Raw genomic sequence first — 22,465 nt, 5'->3', positions numbered from 1 at the left:
ATCACTTGTCGGAGTTGCTGCTCTGGGCATCGATCTGGGCCTTCAACGCTTCCATGATGGACTCCATCCGGGAGAGCGCTTCTTCCATACGCAAGAACTTTGCCGTTATTCGGTCCTTGTACAGGTCCAGGCGCAATTCCATGCGATCGATCTGCAATTCTGCCGCAGAATTCCGGCTCTCGAACACGCCGAGCTGCGCCTCGATGGTGCCGGTTTTGGCGGTCAGTGCCTTGTCCGCCGCGAAATACATCTGCGACGCGATGCCCGAAGTGATATTGAGCTGGCTGGTGGTGGTGCCGTCGTCACCGGGGCGGTAATACAGTTTCAATCCGGCGGCGCTGCCGCTGGTGACGGTCAGCGTGGTGCCGTTGACCTCGACATCCTGGCCATCCAGTTTCGCCGAGGTGATCACCCCGCCGGCGACCGTGACTTCCAGGTTGTAGCCGCCGTTCTTATAGCTGGTGTTGGCGCCGAAGTTCACCAGCGTCACATCCGGATTGTCGCTGGAAAAGCGGAAGCTGAACAGATTCCGGACGTCATCGGGCTTGTTGAGCAGAACCTCGTCGAATTTCGACTCGTCGATGACCAGGGTTTCGCGATCCAGCGGATCGGTCAGGGTGGCTGTCGGTGCGATGGTGATGCCGATGGCCGACAGGGCCGAGAAGTCGATGCCAAGTCCCGCGACATCACCGTTGACGGTGTCGCGCAGCATCGTGTTCATGTCCTTCAGCGCACTGTTGCCGAACAGTGGCCCGGCATCTTCAGATTTGCTGCCGTCTGCGCCGGTGAGGTTCTGTTCGTTATAGAACCGACGCATCGCGTTATAGGCGTCAAGGAAGTCGTAGACCTGATCCTTGACCGCATTCAGGTTGCGTTCCACCTGAAGATTGATCTTGGTGCCTTCCTCGGCCTGAAACAGGTTGAGCGTCATGCCGGTGAACAGGTCGGAGATCGTGTTGCTCGACCGTTCCACCACCAGATCATTGTCGACACCGAGAGACGCCATCAGCCCGTCATTGTCGATCACGCCCAGCTTGCCGCCATTGGTGTCGGTCAACACCAGGCGCTTGCCCCCGCCATCATCCATGATCGTCGCCTCGACACCGATTGCGCCGGCATCGGCATTGATGCGGGCGGCAATGTCGTTGAGGCTGTCGGTGGTGCTGTTGAAATTGATCGCGACCGTGCCGAGCCCGGTCGACAGGGTGAAACTGCCGGTGTCAGGCGCCGTCGATACCAGCGACTTCACGGATGCCGAGGCATTGGCGAAACGCAGGCTTTCATAGCGTGACGGATCTTTCAGCCCGTCGACCGCAAGTCGCGCGGTCTGCGGTTCCTGCAGCACGTTTGAAAAGGTGCTGCCGCCATCGCTGGAAATGCCAAGGCCGGACAGAACGCCGCCGGTCTCGTTGTCGAGCTCGATTGCCTTGCCGGTCGCGTCATTGGTCAGCACCAGATAATTCTGGCCGGTGGTGACCGACACGATGCTGGCGGTGACGCCGGTCTTGGCAGTACCGGTGTTGGCGTTGTTGATCTTGTCGCGCAGTGACTGAAGCGTGTCGGTGCCGGCAACCGTGATCGTGGTGGCTGCACCATCGCCGTTCACGATGTCGAAGCTGCCGGAAATCGAACCGGCGGCACCGCCAAAGGCTGTGCCCAGATCAGCGGTTGCCGAGTTGGCGACGCCGGTGCCAACCTTGGCCTGGGTGGCAACCCGGAGAATCTCGACCGAACGTGCACCGACCTCAGCATTGTTGGTGGCGGTGATGCCGACCAGATTGGTGGCCGTCGACGCCGTCTTGCCGTCGACGCGCGAGGTCTGGAGATAGACGTTCTTGGCGTCGAAGGCGTCGCCGCTCTTGTCGAAGGTCACCTTGCCGCGCAGACCGTCGACCGCCGTGCGGAAATCCCGCATCAGCGTCTGATATTCTTTCAGGGCCGCGATCTGGGTGCCGGTGGTCTCGATCTTGGTTTCAAGCCGGTCGATCGGTACGCGCTTGGCCGCGACCAGCGCCTCGACCGCCTTCTGGGTATCGATGCCGCTGCCCGACAGACCGGTGACCGTCAGCCGGCCGTTCGAATCCGTGGTCAGCGCGAAATTGCTGCTCAACGAACTGACCATGGTGGCTGATCCTTATCGGTTATCTGTCGTATCGGCCGCGCTGGTGGCGAACGTGCCTGCAAGATGGGTCATCAGGGGGCCAGAAGGCCCACGCCTGATGCACATTCACAAACCGGGCCAGATGGCCACTGACAGTTTACAAGGTTCGGTCCACCAGGGCACCGACCATTTCACGCAAGGCGGCAATCATCTTGAGAGTCTTTTCCGGCGGCAACTGCTCCACCGTCTCCCCCGTGGTCCGATCGATCAACCGACCGACCAGATCGCCGGTGTTGGTGTCGATATCGATGGCCAGCTTGACCTGTGTCCCCATCGTCTCGGGCCCGAACCCTTCCCGGGCAAGAGCCTCGGCCAATGCATCGGCGACCCGTGCATCACGCTGGGCCAGATCCGCCAGAGACGGATCGTTGCGGTCGATCGTATTGGTCCGGGTGGGGTAAGATGCCGATCCGCGCCCGGAAGCAGCGCCATCGCCAAATGTGCTGCGCACGGCCGGAGATGTCCGGTCTGCCACCGAACTGGCGAGGGACGCGCCGCGCGTCGATGCGATGTCCATTGCCCCCTCCATCATCGGCGCTGCCCAAGACGGGCCCCACGTATCCTCCGGGGCGATCGTCGTCTGCCGATAGCCGGTCGGATTTACGATCAGGTAAGCATAATGCGGCTTGGACAGGATCCGGTGCGGGTTTTGAAGCCTCGTATCCAGATCAGAAGCCGCAAAAGCGGACGGCAGTGCCCATACTGGCCCCGCCGCCCGTCAGGTGCGATCATATCGATCGTGCCAAAAGGTCAGGCGTCGCCGGCGCCGATCCATGGAAACCATGGTTCGACGCCGGCTGGGCTTGGGTCAGGACAGCAGCTTCAGCAGGTTCTGCGGCATCTGGTTCGCCTGCGCCAGCATGGACACGCCAGCCTGCATCAGGATCTGCTTGGAGGTGAACGAGGTCATCTCGGCAGCGATGTCGAGGTCCAGCAGTTCGGAGCGGGCGGCTTCGCTGTTCTCGATGCTGGAGGCCAGGTTGGCCGACGCGAATTCGAGCCGGTTCTGGTTGGCACCGATCGCAGCGCGGCGATCGTTGACCTCGTCGATGGCGGTTGCGACCGCGTCGATCGCGGTTTCGGCATTGGCGCGGGTATCGAGCGTCGCTGCACCCAGGCCGGCCGACAGAGCCGAGACCGAGGCCGCATCAAGGGTGAAGGCCAGATCGTCTTCGGCGGCCGTGGTGCCCGTGCCGACCTTGAAGGTCAGGGTCGTCGAGGTGCTGTTGGCAACCGTCGCGTCGAAGGTGTTGTTCGCCGCAATCGCCGTCGCCGGGTCGAAGTCGCTGGTCAGGGTCAGGGTCAGGCCGAATTCGTCGAACCGGACGTCCTGCGTGCTGCCGGCGGTCGGCGCCGCGGTCACCTGTTCAGAGGTCTGGGCAACACCGGTGGTGGTGTTGGTGACCGTGAACCGGCTGGTTGCGGTGTCATAGGCGATCGAGAACTGATCGGCGTTCGAGACGTTCGCCGCGTTGTTGTCGAACTTGATCGCGCCGAAGCCATCAGCCGCTTCAATGTCGGTACCGATGGTGCCGGCCGTGATGGTCTGCGAACCGTTGATCAGCTTCTGGCCGTTGAACTCGGTATCACCGGCGATGCGGTCGATTTCAGACCGGAGCTGGGTGAATTCGTCGTTCAGATAGACGCGCTCGGCATCCGACACCTGATCCGAGGCTGACTGGGTGGCCAGGGTCTTCATCCGGGTGAGGATGTCACTGACGCTCGACAGGGCGCCGTCGGCGATCTGGAGCATCGAACCGGCCTGACCGGCGTTGACGCTGGCCTGACGCAGAGCGGCCGTCTCGGATTCCAGCCGCTTGCCAATGGCAAGCGAGGCGGCATCGTCACGGCCGGACAGCACGCGGGTACCGGCAGAGAGCTTGGCGAGCGAACGGCTCGCGTCAGAATCGCTCTCCTTCAAATGACGATAGGCGACATTTGCGGAATAGTTGGAGGCAATGGTCATAGCCATGGTACGGTCTCCTACTTGGAAACAAAGGCGCGGACAATACGGTCCGCTGATGCCGACATCCTGTCGGCGGAACGTCCTTCCTGGTCGTTCCTGAAGATCAGTATGCAACGGCGATGCCAGTTACGCAAGAGCGCATTGCGCCTGCCGTTCCAGAGTCTTACCGCCTGCCTGTGTGGCGCCGCTCGGCAATTTCTGCCGGGTGGGAGGCGGGTGTCCCGGCAGTTTTTGCCCTATGCGCGATACTGATCGGCGATTTCTGCCGGGCACCCGATTGTCGCCGCCTGGCGGCGACACGATCATGGGCCGATGCGGTTCTGAAGATGCCGCTTTGAAACGGCTTCGGGGCGGCCGGTCCTGCAGGTGAGGACGGGCCGCCCCGATGGGGCCGTGCCGGTGACAAGGTAGGCGCCGGGGCAGCGGCGCCGCCGGATCAGCCCAGCAGCTTCAGCAGGTTCTGCGGCATCTGGTTGGCCTGTGCCAGCATGGACACGCCGGCCTGCTGCAGGATCTGCTTCGAGGTGAACGAGGTCATTTCGGCGGCGATATCGAGGTCGAGCAGCTCCGAGCGGGCGGCTTCGGTGTTCTCGATGCTGGAGGCCAGATTGGCCGCGGCGAACTCCAGGCGGTTCTGGTTGGCGCCGATATTGGCGCGCCGCTCGTTGATCTCGTCGATCGCGCTGGCGACTTCGTCGATCGCGGTTTCGGCATTGGCGCGGGTGTCGAGGCTGGCGGCGGTGAGACCGGCCGAGAGCGAGGCGACCGCGGCGCTGTCGATGGTGAAGGCCAGATCGTCTTCGTTTGCGGTGGTGCCGGTGCCGATCTTGTAGGTGAAGGTCGTCGACGCGGTGTTGGCGACGGTCGCGTCGAAGGTGTTGTTCGCGGCGATCGCCGTCGCCGGGTCGAAATCGCTGGTCAGGGTCAGCGTCAGGCCGAATTCGTCGAAGCGGACATCCTGCGTGGTGCCGGCGGTCGGCGCCGCGGTCACCTGCTCAGAGGTCTGGGCAACACCTGTGGTGGTGTTGGTGACCGTGAACCGGCTGGTGGCCGTGTCGTAGGCGATCGAGAACTGATCGGCGTTCGACACATTCGCCGCATTGGCGTCGAAGGTGATGGCGCCGAAGCCGTCGGCCGCTTCGATGTCGGTGCCGATGGTGCCCGCGGTGATGGTCTGCGAGCCGTTGATCAGCTTCTGACCGTTGAAGTCGGTGTCACCGGCGATCCGGTCGATTTCCGACCGCAGCTGGCTGAACTCGTCGTTCAGATAGACGCGCTCGGCGTCCGACACCTGATCCGAGGCCGACTGGGTGGCCAGGGTCTTCATCCGGGTGAGAATGTCGCTGATGCTGGACAGGGCGCCGTCGGCGATCTGGAGCATCGAGCCGGCCTGGCCGGCGTTCACGCTCGCCTGCCGGAGAGCCGCGGTTTCGGCTTCCAGCCGCTTGCCGATGGCAAGCGAGGCCGCATCGTCACGGCCCGACAATACGCGGGTACCGGCCGACAACTTGGCGAGGGAGCGGGTGGCGTCGCTGTCGCTGTCACGCAGATGGCGTTGCGCGACGTTCGCGGCGTAGTTCGAATTAATCGTCAGCGCCATGACTTGGTCTCTCCGATACTTGCGCTTCCGGTGGCAATGGAGCGTTTCATCGCGCCTCTGCTGCCGTTTGCAAGGTATGCAGCCGACGCGGCACGATCTGATCGGAAACCCATATTGCATGGGCTATGCCAAGTCATAAAATTAAGTAAATACAGATAGATAGATTGATGCGGCGACATCTCGCCCCGGTCATTCGGAGATTCCGACCCGGCAGTTTCCGCCCGTGCGGCAGGCAGAAACTGCCGGTCAGGCCCTTCTGGCCGGCGCACACCGATGGCGCCATGCCGGTCGATGCGGGTAGAGTGTTGTGGTTGGAACTGGATGCCGGCCGGCCGGGAGCCGCGCCGCCAGCAGGGAGCGGAAGTGCCAAGATGGCCGGACCCGAGATGATCGAATACGCCGACGCGTCGCCAGAGGTGCGCGCAGTCTATGACGATATCATGCAGACCCGCCGCATCGACCGGCTGAACAATTTCTGGAAGGTGATCGCGGTTCATCCGCCCACCTTGAAGCGGACATGGGACAGTCTGAAAGAGGTGATGGCGCCGGGCGCGCTGGATCCGATGGTGAAGGAACTGATCTTCACCGCCGTCAGCGCCACCAACGGCTGCGCCTATTGCGTGGCCAGCCACGGCGGTGCCGCGGCCAAGGCCGGCGCCACGCCCGAGATGATCCGCGAAATGCTGGCGGTGGTGGGCATGGCGAACGAGACCAACCGCCTGGTCTTCGGTTATGCCGTGCCGCTGGATGGCTCGCCGGCCCCGGCGCCGGCTCCGGATGCGGATGCGGCCGACGGTCAGAAGCGCCGTACGCGCGCGGCCCAACCCCGATCGCGCCGCATGCCCGGGCAACGCTGATCAGCGGCGCCCGGGCCTATCCCGCTCAGCGATAGCCGTACCCGACAACCCCGGTCTCGGGCCTGATCTGCAGCGTGTCGTAGCCGGCCAGCAGGTCTTCGGGCCCCAGCACCGGGTCGCAGGCGCGGAAGGTGATATCGAACCCGGCGATATGGCGTGGCAGCAGGCCGGTTTCGTCCTGCAGGCGCTGCCAGGTGAAGATGCAACTGACCCCCAGGGGCCGTCGCGCCACCGCAAAGCCATAGCGACCATAGGCATTGCGGCGCGGCACCGCCGAGATCCGGGCGTCGAGGTCGGGGAATTCCTTTGCCAGGAGGGCTTCCACGGTTTCCTGACTGAAGCGCTGGCGGGGCGGTTCCACCTGAAGATCGGCCAGCGCCCACAGACTGTCGGTCCGCCTGAGCCACAGGTCGACCTCCAGCCGGTTCTGCCCCGGTTCGACCGACCGGTTGGGCAGCACCGAGCGTTGATGCAGCTCCGACCCGTTCTTGGCCTCCATCTGAACCACCAGCAGCGGATCGGGTGCTGCCGCCAGACGGCTCAACGCCTCAAGCGGGCTGACCCGCGACCAGCCGCCGGCCTCCATGATCGGTGTCGGACTGGGCCCGTCGCGGTCGGACGCGCAGGCCCCCAGCATCAGGGTGGCTGCGATGAACAGCATGGCGCCACGGCCGCGCATGCGCTTTGCAGGATCAGCCATTGTCCCATTCCTCACGACGGCCATCTGTGCTTTAGCGGAAGCCATCTGTGCTTCAGCGGAAAATCGTGACAACACGGAGCCCCTCACGCGATTCAGGGGTGCTCAGCTCGTTGTCGAGCCGCTGGAACAGGGCGCGCGCCGCCGACCCCTTGCTGGTGTGATACAACGACCATGCGCGCATCAGCGCCAGGTCGCGGCGCTCGGGTGCGATCTGGCGGCGGCTGTCCAACAGGCGCATCGCCAGGGTATAATCCTCGGCGTCATAAGCGTCCTGCGCGCGTGCCGCCAGCAGCTCCGCTTCAATGTCGGTGCGGCGTTCGGCCGAAAGCGGCTGGGTTTCGATCAACCGTGCCGCTTCGGTGGTCAGGCCCGACTGCATCAGGGCCAGAATCTCGCCATAAACCGCGTCCGCCGCCTGCTCGCCGCCACCCGCGCGGGCCTGGGCGAAGGCATATTGCGCCTCGACCGGCCGGCCCAGCCCCATCAGGCACCAGGCGCGCTGCATGGCGATTCCCGGCGCTTCGACCGGCACCGGCGGCAGCGTGGCCGGCACGGGCTGCGGCACGGCCGCGCCATATCCGGTGGCCGCGATGCCGGCCCCTCCGGTCATGGTGGCGGCACCCGGGGTGATCGACCAGCCGTTGCCGGTGGTCAGGGCCTGCGGCGCGGGCAGGCGGCCCGCCGCCTGCATGGCGACGGTTTCCGGCGTATAGCCATAGGTTGCGTTGCGGCCATACCCGGCCACCGGGCTTGGCATCGCGCCAGCCCCGGCCAGACCCGCCCGATAGACCGGTTCACCCGATGGCACGGCGCCGGGCGTCCAGGCGGCGGTGGGGGTGGCATAGCCGGCGCCATAGGCGGCCGGGACACTGGCTGGCGGCAGAACCGGGGGCATGCGTCCGGCCAGCGCCTGCCCGACATCGGTCTGCGCCACGGCGGCATAACTCATGGCGGCACCGCCGCGCGGATCGGCGACCATGCGGCCATCCAGCACCATCAGGCAGCCGGTATTGTCGCCGCGGGCATAGGCATCGGTCGCGGGTCCGCCACCGCCACCACCGCCGCCACGCAAGCCGGTGAAGAACTTCGTCAGCCGCGCGGAGCGGCCGGCATAGTGCTGCTCGACCGCCTGAAAGCGTGCGGTCTGGCCGCTGGCCTGAAGGCCCAGCGCCAACCCTTCCACCGCCTCGTCGCCGCCCCCCCATTGCAGGGCATTGTCGAACCACGCGGCGGCGGTGGCCGGATCGTCGCGCCGGCTGTGCCACCAGCCCAGAGCCTGTGCGGCGCGGGCATTGCGCTTCTCTTCGGCATAGCGGGCGAAATCGACCACCATTGCACGCGGCGGATCGTCGTTGCGGCCAAGAAGCGCGCTCATGCTATCGACATAGTCGCCACCAAGTCCCTCGGACCGGGCCAGCCGTGCGGCTTCTGCCGCCTTGCCTTGTCTGGTCAGCGCCTGAACGCGGCCGCGCAGCGCCGCCTGACCGCCGCCCCAGCCCTGAGCCTTGCGGAACCAGCCATCGGCGTCGCCGGCGCGGTTCTGCCCCATCAGATACCAGCCGATCAGCAGGGCCGCCTCGCTGTCCCGGCGGGTTTCGGCATCGGCCTGAACCGCCGCCAGGGTATCGGCCGTCACCTCGGGGCGTCTGCCGCCGCCGCGGCTGGCGGGCGTCATCGCGGCGGCGAGTTCGCCCCGGCGCAGCCCCGCCAGCACCTGGTCGAGCGCCGCGGTTTCGGCGGCACTGTGGGGGCGGGTCTGCTCCAATGCGATCAGCGCGTCGAGATCGGTGCCCGACAGGGTGGCTGCGGCCTTCTGGATCGTGGCCCGCCGCTCGGCCGCACTGCTGCAGGTGCCGATGATGGTCCGGTACAGGCTCATGGCACCTGCGGGCTCGCCCAGGGCGGCGCGGGCATCGGCCAGCCGCCATATGCTGTCGACGCTGCTGCAACTGATCAGGGCGGGATAGCGATCGGCGATCTCGACCACGGTCCGCCACTGTCTGGCGTCGCTCGCCGAAATCAGCCGGCTGCGGTCTTCCCCCATCGACAAGGTGTCGAGCATCGATTGCGACGGCGCCCAACCCGGATAGCGGCCGCGAAGTTCGGCCACCCGGGCCCGCGCCTCGGCGAATTTGCCGTCGCCGATCAGATCCCAGACCGGGCGCTCATCCACCGGGCTGTCGGGCGTGCGGCTGAACAGGTCGGTAGGGGTGTTCCAGCCCGGGTGAAGCGCCTTCAGACGGCGGATTTCCGCTTCCAGCTTTTCCATGTCGCGAATGCGGGCGTAATAGCGCAGCGCCGTCTCGTCGACCGCATTCGAACCGGCGGGTGCGCTCGACTCGACCTGAACCCGCACGCCAGGCGCCAGGCTTTCGCCGCCGGATGCCCGAGATTGGGCATGGGCCGGCTGAATAGTCGCCAGAAGAGCCAGGGCCGAGACCATCAACGGTCCGCCGGCCCGGCTTGCGAGCGTGCGGGTCAGAGACATGCGGGCTTCCTTTCGGCGGCGGCCATCCGCACCATCAGCATCAGGCTGGCGGCGTAGTAGGAGGCGGTATCGTCGACCGCGGTAACGTCATCGGGCAGCCGCGCATCGTGGACGATGCAGGCAACCAGGCCGGCGACGGCGCGAAAGCCGGCATCGCGGCCGCGTTCGCGGACCACGCCCTCAGGCAGTGTCACCACCTGCGGCCGATCGATGCCCCGGCCGGCGCCGGCCGGCCACAGCCGGTCGAGGTCGGCATAGATCGGCAATGCCGGATCGGTCACACCGGCCCAGGCCAGATACAGCGGCACGCGGACGGCGTTATAGCCGAAGGTCGCCGCGAAATCCGGATCCTGTGGCAGCGCGAAGCCGCCATCGGCATCGGCCACCACCCATTCGGGCGGCAGGGACGGATCGCCGAAGCGTACCGCCGCCATCACCGCCGGGGTCTCGCCGGCAAGCCGGGTCCATACCGCCGCGCCGTCGGCGTCGACGGCGGCCAGCACCGGAAATGCCGGCAGCACCCAATAGGCGGGGTTCACCACCAGCCCGGCATCGCGGCGAAAGCCTTCCTGGCCTGGCAGCACCATCAACCGCCCACCATGTTCGACGATCACGGTCTTGCGTATGGCGGCGGCAAGGCCGGCCGCCGCATCGGTATAATCGGGATCGCTCCAGCGACGGCCGGCTTCGGCCAGTGCCCAGGCGACCAGGATATCGCCGTCGGATGCGCTGTTGCGATCGGTGATCGGGGGCGTGGCCTTCGGGTCGTAGCGCCAGGCCATCATGCCGTCATCGCGCACGAACAGCGTGGTATAGGTCCACGACCATATCCGCGCGAAGCTGGCGCGATCGCCGATCCGTGCCGCCAGCAGCATGCCGTACCCCTGACCCTCGGAATGGCTGATGCCACCATTGCCGGTATCAAGCACCCGCCCGTCGACGGTGAGGAAGCGGCGGCGCCAGTCTTCCCACAGGGCGACGGTACCGGCATTCAGCGTCGCGCGCCGGGCAGCGTCGACACCGCCCGGTACCGGCGGCCGTTCAGACGATGGCGTCCCGGCCTGAACCGAAGGCGGCGGCGATGGTGCCTCCGCGGCAACCATCGACCTGCCGGATGCCGGAATGATCCCGGCGGATGCGGACCCATGGGACATCGCTGCCGCTGCAGATATGGTGGCGGTGGGGGCCGCGACGGGCCTGATGTGCACGGGATGCGGGGAAGGGGGTGTCGACACGGCGGCTGCGGGCACGGCGCCTGCATCACCACCATCGCCTGGCCGGGTTGCCGGCTTGGTGGTGGCCCAGACGGCGAGGGCGACCGCACCGACAACGGCCAGGCTGATCAGGCGGTTCTGCGCGCTCATACCGGTCTCCGTGGCGAGGTCCGGACCAGCAGATAGGACGTGGTGCCAGCGATGATGATCAGCGCTGCGATCACGCCGGTCCAGATCAGAACATTGCGCGAGAACCAGCTCGCGGTGATCGACAAGGCGCCAAGCGGCCCGACGTCGCTGGTCAGAACGGTGTAGCTGCGTCCGCCATCGGCGGCGTCGACGGTATGCCCGTCGCTTGCCAGTGTCGCAACCGATCCGTTGAGCGCGTTCCAGGCGTCGTCGCGCACCAGCAGTCGGGTGCCCCCCAGCAGTCGGCGATCGTCGGCGGCGGTCACCAGCGTCCAGGTCGTGCCGACACCTTGGGGGCTGGCATACTGCACCACCGCCAGCAGTGGGCGCTTGTCCTCGGTGAACAGGGCGGCGGCCGGCCGGCTGTCGGGCAGGGCCTCGTCCAGCACCCAGCGGGTCTGGGTGCGCAGCCATCCCCAGCTGCCGCTGGCCCAGGTCAGCGGGCCGCCTTCATCCTGTCCGGCCGTGCTCTCGGCGCCCAATCGGCGGCGCCATTGTTCGCGCAGGTCATTGGACCAGCGGTCGGGGCCGGCATCGGCCGCGTCGCGCCGGGGCGGCGCCGCCAGCAATTGCGGGCCGGCAGCCGCGGCCCCGGCATCTTCGCCGGCGGTCTCTGGCTCATCGTCCGGCGCGGCCTCGGGCAGACGTCCGCGGTTCAGCCGGGCGATCTGGTCGGGGCCGACCGGTGCTGCGGCGATCAGGTCCAGGCCGAGCCGCGCGGTGGGTGCCACGATCAGGGTGTCACGGCCCTGAAGGCGGGGCATGCTGTCATGGAAGCTCGCCTGAAGCGGCTGGCCGGCCGCCCGTGCCATCCGCGCCACCACCAGCATCGCCGCCGTCACCTCCGCCGGCCGGTCCATCGCCACCACGACATCGAACGGCGCCAGCTGGCGGCCCGGCCGGTCATAGGGAAAACCGGTTCCGGCGGTGACGGCCAGATCCGGCAGATTGGCCAGCCGGGCGAAGCGCGGGAAATCGAGGGTGGTGGTATCGAACAGCGTGAAGCGCGGCGTGCCGCCCCCGGCCGGCGTGCCGCCGCCGGGTCCGGCTATGATGCCGTCGGGACCGCAGAAGGCCGGTGGGGCGGGCAGGCGGGTTTCGAACGAGATGACGTTGCGGCCCGGCTTGAACAGCGACATCGGGATCAGAAGTTCGCCATCCTCGATCAACGCGCCGCCCGGATTTTCAAACCGCAGCGCGGCGGCGAACCTGCCGTTGACGAGGGCTGCCAGTTCGGCACGATCGCCGACGCCGGGTCCATAGGCCGCATCCACCGACACCCTGACCCGCGCATTGTCGCCGACATAGAGATCGACCGGCAGGTCGACAGGCAGGTCGATGCGCTGCCGCATGCCATCGAATGACCGGCTGCGATAGTCGAGCCGCGACAGCGGCAGCGTGCCGTCACCGGCGATCTGCGGGATCCAGGTCATCGGCGCGCGGGTCTCGATGTCATAGAGATCGGCAACCAGACGGTCTATGCCGGGCAGCGGCCGGCTGGCATCGCCCAGGCGGCGGGCGGCGAGGGCGGCATCGTCGATGTCCTGGCCGGTCAGCAGAAGCACGGTGCGGTCCGATCCGGCCCAGCTTATCATCCGCAGCACGCCGCCTGCGATGTCACCCTGGTCTTCGCCGGTCAACAATGATGCGGTCGGCGCCGCACCGACCACGACCACCCGCCTCGGCAGCGGGACCGGGCGATCGCCCGACGGTTCCGTACCGGCGGCGGCATTGGCTGCCTGCGGCATCATGCCGCTGGCAGGCGAGGTGAGCGCGCGGGCAAGGCGGGGTTCGGCGGTGGCGTCGATCAGCTCGATATCGGGCATGGCCGACCCGCTGCGCAAGGCGATCGCCTGAACCGCCAGCGAGGCGGCGGTCAAGGCGCCACGCGCGTTGAAGCCATCGGACACCACCACCGCCACCGATTCATCGGCCATGCGCGGATCTGTGAGCAGGCTGTCGACACTGGCCAGGGTCGGTCGCGGCAGCGTGCCGCCGAAATCGAGCAACAGCCGCGAACGGGTGGTATCGATCCGTGCCCAGAGTTCATAGGTGGACTGGACGGTACACAGCAGCCGGTGGCGCTGGCGTGCCACGACATCGATCCGGTTCGGGCCGACGGTCAGCATGTCGACCGGCAGATCGATACGGGCGGTGACCGGTCCGCGATGGGCTTCCAATGGCAGTCTTGCCGCCGGCTGACCGTTCACCCAGACATCCAGCGCCGACGCCTCGGCGGCATCTTCGATGGAGTTGGTATAGACCAGTTGCAGCATCGCCCGGTCGACAGCCACCGAGTCGGGCAGCAGAACCCTGAAGCGCCCGACGTCATATTCGCCGTCAAGCAGCATGCCGCGCGTGGTGGCGCCGTCGATCGGGATCAGGGCATAGCCGCCACCCTCGGGCATGGTGGTCGGAACCGGGACCGGCGCCGGCGCAAGGGGGGGAACCGAAATCACCTCTGTGGGCGGCACGGTCACGCGCGGTGCGGGTGGGGCTGCGGGCGCTTCGCGCCGTGGGGCTTCCCGCGCAGGTGCCGGTGCCGGTTGTGGCCGCGGCGGGCTGGTCGCGGGTGCGGGCTGGGGGGACGGCTGCGGCACTGTCAGGACGCCGCGATTGCGGCCGCCGGCATCGGCCGGTGTTGGGCCCCACAGCTTCAGGTCGACCGGCCCCTGCGACTGGGCCTGGGCGGTGCCGGGCAGGCCCGGCATGGCGCTGGCGCCGGCAAGTGCCACACCCACCAGAGCGGCGTGCGCGGTTCTGCGGACCCATGGGCTGGTCAACCGTCCGGCCCGCCCGCACAGATCGCGGGCCTGTCCGATCCGGGGGCGCGGCTGGTCGTGCCGGGCGGGCGTGCTTGAGATGGGCATCGGTCTGTCCGCTCCCGGTCAGCTGCGGCGCGGCGCAAGGCCGTCGCTGTTCCAGGTGAGTGGAGGGGTGAAGCGGCCATCGGGCGGCGTGCCCGCGGCGCCGGCCGGTTCCGCACCGCCGGTGCCTGCCGGTGCGGCCGGTGCGGGGGCCGGCGACCTGCGGCCCCCGCCCAGCAGGAACCCCGCCGATTTGAAGCCATAGCCCAGGCTGAGGCCGAGAAAATGGGTCAGACCGCGCAGAATGCCCGGGCGCCGGTGCCGTCGTGCCAACAATTCGGACCAGAGGGCGCTGGAGCCATAGACCAGATCGACGACGGCTTCCTTCTCGGTCTCGGTCGTGGCGGCGAATCGCAGGCCGATCTGGATATTGCCGTCGTCATCGGGCCGGCCATACCGCATCTCGACCGGTACGGCACGCGCTTCGGCGGCACTCGGATGGGTCGGGGCGATCAGATCGTCGACCAGCAGATGGGCCACCCTGCCCGAGACGCGCCCGCCCGGCACCAGTTTGGCCGGCAGGGCAAGACGCGCGCCACCTTGCGAGACATCGAGCAGGGCGCCGTCATAGATCACGCCGTCGATGCGGATACGAGCAGGCCGGCGCACGACGGCGCGTGGTGCGCTGCGATGCTGAGCGTGTTCACACACCACGCCCAGAGCGGCAAGTGCCAGAAGCATGTTGAACAGGTTCCAGAACCCCACGACCAGCACGACATCGCGGGTCGACGGTTCCATCACATAGCGCCAGATCGTTGCCGCCACACCCAGCAACAGCAGGCCGATGACCACCAGCAGCGGACGCGCGAGCGGCGAGACGTGATCATGGGTCAGGGTTGCACCCTTGGCCGTGACCTTGAAGGTGGGCTTGCGCGGGTTGACGATCGTGGTGACAATCGCGACCGAGGTGTGGAGGGACTGGCTGAGTTCATAGAGTTCCGAGATCAATGGCCATCGGAACCGCCCGTTCAGCGCATTCTGGATCACAAGTGACGCTGCCAGATAGGTGAGTGTATAGGCGGCGAATTCCGCCGCCGTGGCGCGATAGATCTCCAGGCCGAAATACAGATAGAACAGGGGGGCGATCAGGAACATCAGGCGCGAGAACGGGAACAGCCAGAACATGCTGCTGGCCAGATAGCTCAACCGCTGGCCCAGTGTCAGGCCTCGCTTGATCAGCGGGTTCTTCATGATGAAGATCTGGGTCATGCCCTGCGCCCAGCGGGAACGCTGACCGATGAAAGCCGCGAAGCTTTCCGGCTGAAGGCCGGCGATCAGCGGCTTGCCGAAATAGACGCTGTTATAGCCGCGGGCATGCAGGTCGAGCGCTGTTTCGGCATCCTCGGTGACCGACGATCCGCTGAAGCCGCCGATTTCCTCAAGACAGGCGCGCCGCAGCAATGCCGCCGAGCCGCAGAAGAAGGCGGCGTTCCAGCGGTCGAGGCCGCGTTGGATCATGCCATAGAACATTTCGTTCTCGCTCGGCATCCGCTCGAAAGTGCCGAGATTGCGTTCAAGCGGATCGGGGCTGAGAAAGAAATGCGGCGTCTGCACCAGAAACAGCTTCGGATCCTTCAGGAAGAACCCGGCCGTCGCCATCAGGAAGTCGCGGGTCGGCACATGATCGGCGTCGAATACGGCGATCAGATCCCCCTGACTGTGGCGCAGCGCCGCGTTCAGATTGCCGGCCTTGGCATGAGCGTTGTTCTCACGCGTCAGATAACGCACGCCCAGGCGTGAACACATCGCCTGAAGGCGCTCATGCCGTTCACGGGCGCGCATGGCTTCCTGCGGGTCTGCCGAATGCCGCTTGGCATCCGTGCCGCCATCGTCCAGCAGGTAGACCGTCACCCGCTCGGCCGGATACCACATCCGCCTGGCGCCGATCAGCGTGGTTTCGATCAGCGCATCATCCTCGTTATAACTGGGCACGAAGACGTCGATCGACGGCAGGTCTTCCGCCGCCTCGGGAAGCGGCGGGCTCTTACGGGTGACCGGGTCGATCACCACGAAATTGTTCACGAAGAACATCACGATGGCATAGATCTCGGCACCATACAGAATGATGCCGGGTATGAAGGCCAGCAGATCATCGGTGGGCGGCAGGGTCGACAGGGTCCGCCACGCCAGATAGCGCGCGACCACAAAGGCCCCGATCATCACCAGGATGGTGCGGCGTATGCTGCCTTCCTCGTGTGACCTGCGGCCCTTCAGCAGCGCCATCGCCACCAGCAGCACGACCATCAGCACGATCTGCGCCGGCAGGCTCACGGGTTGCGCGGCCGCTGCCAGCAAGGCGACAACCGACACGCACCACAGGATGATGAGCGCCAGACGCCCCAGTCTTCGTGCCATCATGAGATCCGTATTCCGTGCTGACCATGAGAGGGCGGGGGGAGCCCGGCAAGCGCTGACCGCGCCGTTCAGGTCCATAATTCAAGACATCAAAAAGATAAAATACCAGCAAAATCCATAGAAATATGAACACGTGACGGCTGTATGACAGGGGCGATTGCATATCGGTACACTGCCTCGCCCAGCCAGCAATCATGTAAGGGTCGAGTGTGCGGGAAAATGGATGAGGAAGGGTAAATGGCGTGGGCATCGGCGCGCTGCGCAGACAGGCTTTCTGAATGAGGCCCTGCGCGTGAGGCCCTAGGCGTGAGGTCAGCCGGCGCGCGACGGCCCCACCAGCCCGTGCAGCCGCGCAGCAGTGGTCCAGCCGCATTCGGTGGCGAGCCCGTCGAGCAGCGCCGGGCGGCTGAGATGGTCGAGCAGACGGGAAAATACCGCCGCGTCGGCGATGAAAAGGTCGCGTGCCGTGTGGGGCGTCAACTGCCCATCTGCCACACCAAGTGCCGCCATCCGCGCGACCAGCCGCGCCACGGCGAAACCGATGGCCAGTCGCAGACCGGGCAGGGCCTCCGGCGTGGTGGTCGGCAACGGCGCCGCCGTCGGGGAATGTGGCGAGGCGGCGAGTTGATGATCGATCCAGGCCGAGAGTGCCGCATCCAGCCCGGTGCCGGCCGCGTGACCATCCCACGCCATGTCGCGCGCCCGGGCCAGAGCCTCGGGTTCGGCATCCGGCCGGCCGGTCAGGTTCAGGGTCGCGCGATCCAGCGTCAGCCCAAGTGCTGCGTCCAGCCGCTGCATGGCCTGATCCAGCGCCGGTCGCCTGTGGCCACCGGTGGCGTGCAGAACCGCACCCAATGTCAGCAGCAGCCGCGGTTCATCCAGCGGGTCGGTGGCGGGTGCCGGCAACCGGTCGTGAATGCCGCGCCCCAGTGCTGTGGCCGCGGCCGGCCGATCCGGCATCGGAAACCGGGCGATCGACCCGGCCAGGGCAAGCACCGCCCGCATCCGATCGGATGCCGGCCGGCCGGGCAGCAATGCGCAGAAGGTGGCGGTGATACCGTCCTCGCCGGCACGCACACCGGCCTGGCCGGCGCCCGATCCGGCCACCACCGTCAGCCGCACCACTTCAGGGCAGCCCAACTGGGCGATCTTGCGCTGAACGCCGTCGATATCCGTCGTCACACGTCGCGGAAACGCAGCGCAAGCCTTCGACAGCATGTCATGGCCATGGCTGCGGTGAATCGCACACCAGCCCTGGTCGAGTTTCACACAGGCACCGGTCGATGGCGCACGTGCCATCACCCGCCCCGCATCGGCATCGACCATGGTCATCGCCGACTGCTCGGCCGCCGTGAACACGCCCTGCCAGCGGGCCAGCGTCGCATCGTCCACCTGCATCGACCAGCCGGCACAACAGGTGTCGGAACAGGCCGCACCGATGCAGGCGAAGTCGTCGAGAACCGGCTGAACGCGGATCGCGCCCTCGTCGGCGCCGGTTTCGTCCGGTGTTGCGTCCCCGTCTTGCGTTGGGGTCATCGTGCGGCGTATCTCCTGCGGCGTGCCGGCGACGGCTCAGCCCGCGATCAGCGGCTGCCGGATCGGGTATTTCGGGTTGTGCAGCACATGCTGCCAGGCGCGGCGCGCCTCGACATCCACCAGGATGGGCGCGCGGCGGTTGATGGTCAGCAGCACACCGCCGTCGACGCGATGGCTGGCCACCACCAGCAGCACGGCGGCGTTGTCGCGCGCGATGCCGAAATGGGTGAGGGCATCTTCCAGATCCTCAGGGTCGATGGCATCGGTCTTGACCGGCACCGGCAGCACCAGCATCGATACCCGCGGGTCATCGATCGAGACCAGGATCTTCAGATGGTCGATGCGCTCATCGGCGACCTCGGCCAGCACGAAGCGGCCGCGACCGCCCAGGCCGACCAGGCCGCGTGGGACATCAATCGCCAGGGCGGGATCGATCGCGATCGGGCCGAAACGGGTTTCAAGAACGGTCGGGGTATCGGCAACGGGGTCGGACATGTCGGGTGACATCCGGATAACAGGGGTGACGGTGGCCAGCATGACATGCTTTCCTTCGCTTGAGCAGCCCCCGTCTGGGGATTGGGGAGCTGGCGATACAGATGACCGGCGGCGGGGCCGCCATGGTGGTACAGGTTCGCGCGCCGGCCTCGGCATGAGGGGGATCGGGATGGCCGGGCGCTGGATGGTATCGGCGGGATCACTTCAGATAGTCGGCGAGCGACATCCGGTTGACCTGCGACACCATCATGTATGAGGCGTCGAGCAGGGTCTGTTCCGATGCCATCCGGATGGCGGCCGAGGGGATGTCGGTGTTTTCGATCGACGCAATGGCTTCATTCTGAACGACCAGACGGTCTTCGTGCGACGCCATGGTCTTGTCCAGCCGGGCCTGATTGGCGCCGACCTCGGCGCGATAATCGGCGAGTTTGCCGATGGCGTCGTTGACCATGGTCAATGCGCTTTCGGCGGTGGCGGTGGAGCCGATCTCGGCCGCGTGGATGGCAGCCTTCAGCGATCCGATCAGATCCTGAAACGCCTGGCGGTCGGCGGTCATGCCATAGGTCATCTCCATCGCGTCATCCAGCCGCGCGGAGAGGGCGATGTCGTCGCCGGTATAGTAATTGTCTTCCGCGACGCCGAAGGTCAGCGGATCGGGCACTGGATTGGCCACGGGGGCTGTGTCGGTCCGCGAGCCGCTGAACAGAAAGCGTCCGTCCTCGGACACGTTCAGCGCGCTGATCACCGTCTGAAGCATGCCTTCGGCCTGCTCCTTCAACGGCACCGCGTCCTTCAGGCCGTCACTGGTCGCCTGCATCAAGGTCGTGCGCAGGCTGCTGGCCACGTCCGACATCGTCTCAAGGCTCTGGTCGACAAGGGTCAGGCGGCGGTCGACGCTCGTGACGTTACTCATATAGTTGTCGATGCGGGTCGCTTCCGCCCGCAGACCCAGCGTGCGCTCGGTGTCACCGGCGATCCCGGCGAAGTTCTGTGCGACCTTGCCGCTGGAGATCTGGGTGTTTGTGTCATAGACCCGCCGCTGGATATCGAGCATCGAGTCGAGGCTGCGGGTCTGTTGGGAGAATGTCGTGACGCGCATCATGGCCTGAACCTGTTCTGAAGCGTGAACCAGCGGGGACGGATATCAGGAGATCCGCGGAAGGCGGGGTGCTTGAGGATGGTCAGCATCAGTTGCCCACCATGTTCAGCAGTTCGTCGAACATCTGCTTGGCGGTGGTGAGCACCCGGGCGGATGCGGTGTAGGCATTCTGATACAGGATCAGCGCGCTCATCTCCTCGTCGACGCTGACACCGGCGACCGAGGCATCGCGAAACGCCAGATCGTCTTTCAGGATCCCGCTGTCCTCGGCCCGCGCCGATGCTTCAGCCGCGACCGAGGCGATGTTGGTGATGATCTCGCGGCTGTATTCCGCGAGGCTGTAGCTTCCGGGCGAGAGCGAGCCGATGCCCGGCATCGCGGCCGCGGTGTTGACCGCCTCGGCCAGCGCTAACCCGTTGCGGTTGTCACCGGCGGTGATCGCGACATCGCCCGCGGCGGCGGCCGTCGACTTCAGCAGCCCGGTCGAGACCCGCTGAGGGTCGGCAAGGATATCGGCCTTGACCGCGACCGTGGCGGCGCTGTCGCCGGTGAACAGGTTGTTCAGGCCCAGATGATGCGACAGCCCGCGCACGGCACCATCGCTGCCGGTGACCTGGCTGGTACCTTCCGACATGGCGATACCGGTTCCGGCGCCGGTCGCCGTCAGAGTGAACTTGCCGTCGACGATGGCGGCGGTCATGTAGCCGCCAAGCGGGCTTGCATTGATCGCATCGCGCAGGTCGCCGACGGTGGCGATGGTCGACAGATCGATGTCCAGCGGTGCCGCCAGCAGGGTACCGTCGCTCGCCACGGCCGCGATCCGCATGGTGCCGGTCGCCGCAAGTGCCGTGGTGCCAGTGACGTCGGTGCTGCCGGTCAGCGTCGATGGCGGCGGAAAGCTGGTGCCCTGGTTGTGGACGGCGTTCATCCGTTCCACCAGCGCATCGGCTACGGCGTCCAACTGACCGGTCAGGGCCGCCAGATCCTTGTCGCGGGCCTGAAGCAGCCCGGCAAGCTCGCCGCCCTTGACGTTGGACGTGACCGTGCTGCTGGTGCCGCCCGATACCAGAACATCGCCGTCGTTCTGCTGGGCCAGCGTCTTCGGATCGACCGCAACCACCTTGATCGGGCCGAACACAGTGTCGAGCGAGGCCTGGGCCGCGGGCGTATAGGTCAGCTGGCGCAGGCTTTCGTCCAGCAGGGTCTGGCCGGAGCCGGAGTAGATCGAGATCTTGCCGTTCTGAGACGGCATGACCTCAATATCTATCTGCTCGGACAGGCGGCCCAGCGCCATGTCGCGGCGATCCTCCAGTTCGGAGACCGGCTCACCAAAGGCATTGCCACGCTGGATCTGGACGTTCAGGTCATAGATCTCGCGCAGCGCATTGTTGATCGTGGTGACCGAATTGCCGATATCGCTGTCGGTGTTGGCGCGCAGGCGGCCCACCTGGTCGACATTGGCGTTCAGCCGCTCGGTCAGGCTCTTGGCGGCGGTGATCAGATTATAGCGTTCGCTGCCGGCTTCGGGCGCGTTGGCGACCGCTTCGAGCTGGGTCAGGAATTCATCGATGTCGGCTGCCAGCGAATTGTCGCCGCCGACCTTGCCGAACACGCGCTGGGCGCTGTCGAGCACACTGGCACGGGCGCTGTCGCGGGATTCGTCCGACGTGGCGCGGCGCAACTCGCTGCGCAGATACTGATCGACCGCCCGGGTAACGTCGGTGACCGCCACACCGCTGCCGGTGCTGCCGGTGATGACCGATTCCTGCGAGACGATCTTGCGCGAATAGCCGGGGGTGTTGGCGTTGGCCACGTTCTGCGACGTCACCGACAGCCCGGCCTGCGCTGCATTCAGGCCGCTGACCGCGTTTCGGAAGGCTGTGTCGAGTGAGAGCGTCATGGCGGGCGGCTCCGGCGGCTTCTGGACTCAGATCGGATCGACAGGCGGGATGGGCGATGCCCGGCCCGGTCAGGCCTGTGTGTTGACGCTGATCGACCCGGCGCGGACCGATCCGGCGCGGCCGGCCGAACAGGTGCGGCCATTGGCGCCATAGACTGTGGCGGGTGCCTGGGCGCGGACGATGGCGTTGCGCACGGCGCCCAGGATCCGCTCGTTCAGCGACCGGGCGGCGCCGATGCGGCGCAGATTGTCCTTCACCGCCTCGGCGAAACGGGGGGCCAGCGCGCCCAGGCGGTCGAAGCCGGTGGCGCTGCGTACCAGCGCCTGATCATGCCGGCCCAGCAGCGCATACAGCTGTTCATAGCCGCGGCTGAGGCGCTGCTTGTCGGCCTGAAGCGCGCGCATGGTCGGGATGTCCTTGATCATGAGTGCGGCGGTTTCCCGCTCCAGAACGTCGGTCAATTCGTCCACCACCCGGACCAGATCGGCGACCAGACCGTCGATCTCGGCATTGCGGGGCCGGTCCTGGATCAGAACGGCCGCGGCGGGGCCGGCATCGGTGCCGGTGGCATGGGCTTGAGCGGAAGCGGTCATGGCGGCGGGCCTTTCGGAGGACGGTGCCGGTGCGTGGGCGGGCGCGATCGGGTCAGGACTGGGCGGACTGGATACGGATCAACTGGTCGAGAACATCGGCCGACAGCCCGATGCCGCCGGCCTGGGCCATGGTGGCGCCGACCTTTTCGGCCATCATCGACTTCTGGAAGTCTTCGGCCGCCTTGGCGCCGGCGCCCTGGTTCATGCCCGGCATCAATTCCACGCTGTCGAGCATGGTTGCCACCAGACGCGACAGGAAAACGCCTTCCAGCTCCTCGGTCTTCTCGCGTGCGGTGTCGACGTCGAAGCTGCGGGCGGTGGCGAGGCTGTGCAGCCGGCCCTGTTCCGGCTTGCCGGCGGCATCGAGATTGCTGGCGGTCGAGGCCGAGGACGGCAGGCGCGGTGTGGCGAGACTGGTGCTGAGGATGGTCGACATCGGCTTTA

General features: G+C 66.6%; 15 protein-coding genes and 1 pseudogene. 1 reads left to right on the top strand and 15 read right to left on the bottom strand.

From position 1 onward, the window contains the following. Position 1 precedes the first annotated feature (1 nt). The 4 genes from fliD to IEW15_RS02025 all read right to left on the bottom strand — a co-directional run bounded on the left by fliD (position 2) and on the right by IEW15_RS02025 (position 5,727). Positions 2-2,122, bottom strand: a complete 2,121-nt coding sequence (fliD, locus tag IEW15_RS02040; protein ID WP_188574362.1) for a flagellar filament capping protein FliD — start codon at positions 2,120-2,122, stop codon at positions 2-4. A gap of 136 nt (positions 2,123-2,258) precedes the next feature. Continuing rightward, positions 2,259-2,612, bottom strand: coding sequence for a flagellar protein FlaG (locus tag IEW15_RS02035; RefSeq protein WP_188574359.1), 354 nt, complete (start codon positions 2,610-2,612; stop codon positions 2,259-2,261). Positions 2,613-2,969: 357 nt separating this feature from the next. Further along, positions 2,970-4,133, bottom strand: a complete 1,164-nt coding sequence (locus IEW15_RS02030) for a flagellin N-terminal helical domain-containing protein (RefSeq protein WP_188574357.1) — start codon at positions 4,131-4,133, stop codon at positions 2,970-2,972. Between the two features lie 430 nt (positions 4,134-4,563). After that, positions 4,564-5,727, bottom strand: coding sequence for a flagellin N-terminal helical domain-containing protein (locus IEW15_RS02025; protein WP_188574355.1), 1,164 nt, complete (start codon positions 5,725-5,727; stop codon positions 4,564-4,566). Positions 5,728-6,098: 371 nt separating this feature from the next. Here IEW15_RS02025 and IEW15_RS02020 point away from each other — a divergent pair. Continuing rightward, positions 6,099-6,476 (top strand): annotated as a pseudogene (locus IEW15_RS02020) (carboxymuconolactone decarboxylase family protein); the annotation flags it as partial. A gap of 133 nt (positions 6,477-6,609) precedes the next feature. Here IEW15_RS02020 and bcsN read toward each other — a convergent pair. From bcsN to IEW15_RS01965, 11 genes are all read right to left on the bottom strand, one after another. Beyond that, positions 6,610-7,284 (bottom strand): cellulose biosynthesis protein BcsN, encoded by a 675-nt coding sequence (bcsN, locus tag IEW15_RS02015; protein WP_188574351.1) that lies wholly within the window; start codon positions 7,282-7,284, stop codon positions 6,610-6,612. Between the two features lie 52 nt (positions 7,285-7,336). Beyond that, positions 7,337-9,772, bottom strand: coding sequence for a hypothetical protein (locus IEW15_RS02010; protein WP_188574349.1), 2,436 nt, complete (start codon positions 9,770-9,772; stop codon positions 7,337-7,339). Then, on the bottom strand, positions 9,763-11,136 hold the full coding sequence (locus tag IEW15_RS02005) for a glycosyl hydrolase family 8 (RefSeq protein ID WP_188574347.1): 1,374 nt from the start codon (positions 11,134-11,136) through the stop codon (positions 9,763-9,765). The genes IEW15_RS02010 and IEW15_RS02005 overlap by 10 nt, the downstream gene beginning before the upstream one ends. Then, entirely contained in the window at positions 11,133-14,045 is a 2,913-nt protein-coding gene (locus tag IEW15_RS02000) for a cellulose biosynthesis cyclic di-GMP-binding regulatory protein BcsB (protein WP_188574345.1), read from the bottom strand. Before IEW15_RS02000 ends, IEW15_RS02005 begins: the two co-directional genes overlap by 4 nt. A gap of 18 nt (positions 14,046-14,063) precedes the next feature. Further along, on the bottom strand, positions 14,064-16,400 hold the full coding sequence (gene bcsA, locus IEW15_RS01995; protein ID WP_188574343.1) for a UDP-forming cellulose synthase catalytic subunit: 2,337 nt from the start codon (positions 16,398-16,400) through the stop codon (positions 14,064-14,066). 309 nt (positions 16,401-16,709) lie between these two features. After that, complete coding sequence (gene fliB, locus IEW15_RS01990) at positions 16,710-17,933, bottom strand: flagellin lysine-N-methylase (protein ID WP_188574341.1); 1,224 nt, start codon at positions 17,931-17,933, stop codon at positions 16,710-16,712. A gap of 36 nt (positions 17,934-17,969) precedes the next feature. Further along, the gene (locus tag IEW15_RS01985) at positions 17,970-18,428 is read right to left on the bottom strand and encodes a flagellar assembly protein FliW (RefSeq protein ID WP_188574339.1); all 459 of its coding nucleotides are present in this window, start codon (positions 18,426-18,428) and stop codon (positions 17,970-17,972) included. 199 nt (positions 18,429-18,627) lie between these two features. Continuing rightward, the gene (locus IEW15_RS01980; protein ID WP_188574337.1) at positions 18,628-19,530 is read right to left on the bottom strand and encodes a flagellin; all 903 of its coding nucleotides are present in this window, start codon (positions 19,528-19,530) and stop codon (positions 18,628-18,630) included. 85 nt (positions 19,531-19,615) lie between these two features. Further along, a complete protein-coding gene (flgK, locus tag IEW15_RS01975) occupies positions 19,616-21,427 on the bottom strand; it encodes a flagellar hook-associated protein FlgK (protein WP_188574334.1) in 1,812 nt (603 codons plus the stop codon). Between the two features lie 69 nt (positions 21,428-21,496). Then, positions 21,497-22,021 (bottom strand): flagellar export chaperone FlgN, encoded by a 525-nt coding sequence (locus IEW15_RS01970; RefSeq protein ID WP_188574332.1) that lies wholly within the window; start codon positions 22,019-22,021, stop codon positions 21,497-21,499. Between the two features lie 52 nt (positions 22,022-22,073). Further along, complete coding sequence (locus tag IEW15_RS01965) at positions 22,074-22,457, bottom strand: rod-binding protein (RefSeq protein ID WP_188574329.1); 384 nt, start codon at positions 22,455-22,457, stop codon at positions 22,074-22,076. Positions 22,458-22,465 lie beyond the last annotated feature (8 nt).

This window comes from Tistrella bauzanensis (genome assembly GCF_014636235.1).
GTDB lineage: Bacteria > Pseudomonadota > Alphaproteobacteria > Tistrellales > Tistrellaceae > Tistrella > Tistrella bauzanensis.
The sequence above is the reverse complement of the archived record's forward strand: the minus strand, read 5'-3'. Positions and strand labels throughout refer to the sequence as shown.

What these genes read in the sequence shown, in the direction of transcription:
- fliD (WP_188574362.1), bottom strand. Translation starts at nt 2,122, where the DNA reads ATGGTCAGTTCGTTGAGCAGCAATTTCGCGCTGACCACGGATTCGAAC.
- IEW15_RS02030 (WP_188574357.1), bottom strand. Translation starts at nt 4,133, where the DNA reads ATGGCTATGACCATTGCCTCCAACTATTCCGCAAATGTCGCCTATCGT.
- IEW15_RS02025 (WP_188574355.1), bottom strand. Translation starts at nt 5,727, where the DNA reads ATGGCGCTGACGATTAATTCGAACTACGCCGCGAACGTCGCGCAACGC.
- bcsN (WP_188574351.1), bottom strand. Translation starts at nt 7,284, where the DNA reads ATGGCTGATCCTGCAAAGCGCATGCGCGGCCGTGGCGCCATGCTGTTC.
- IEW15_RS02010 (WP_188574349.1), bottom strand. Translation starts at nt 9,772, where the DNA reads ATGTCTCTGACCCGCACGCTCGCAAGCCGGGCCGGCGGACCGTTGATG.
- IEW15_RS02005 (WP_188574347.1), bottom strand. Translation starts at nt 11,136, where the DNA reads ATGAGCGCGCAGAACCGCCTGATCAGCCTGGCCGTTGTCGGTGCGGTC.
- IEW15_RS02000 (WP_188574345.1), bottom strand. Translation starts at nt 14,045, where the DNA reads ATGCCCATCTCAAGCACGCCCGCCCGGCACGACCAGCCGCGCCCCCGG.
- bcsA (WP_188574343.1), bottom strand. Translation starts at nt 16,400, where the DNA reads ATGATGGCACGAAGACTGGGGCGTCTGGCGCTCATCATCCTGTGGTGC.
- fliB (WP_188574341.1), bottom strand. Translation starts at nt 17,933, where the DNA reads ATGACCCCAACGCAAGACGGGGACGCAACACCGGACGAAACCGGCGCC.
- IEW15_RS01985 (WP_188574339.1), bottom strand. Translation starts at nt 18,428, where the DNA reads ATGTCCGACCCCGTTGCCGATACCCCGACCGTTCTTGAAACCCGTTTC.
- IEW15_RS01980 (WP_188574337.1), bottom strand. Translation starts at nt 19,530, where the DNA reads ATGATGCGCGTCACGACATTCTCCCAACAGACCCGCAGCCTCGACTCG.
- flgK (WP_188574334.1), bottom strand. Translation starts at nt 21,427, where the DNA reads ATGACGCTCTCACTCGACACAGCCTTCCGAAACGCGGTCAGCGGCCTG.
- IEW15_RS01970 (WP_188574332.1), bottom strand. Translation starts at nt 22,021, where the DNA reads ATGACCGCTTCCGCTCAAGCCCATGCCACCGGCACCGATGCCGGCCCC.
- IEW15_RS01965 (WP_188574329.1), bottom strand. Translation starts at nt 22,457, where the DNA reads ATGTCGACCATCCTCAGCACCAGTCTCGCCACACCGCGCCTGCCGTCC.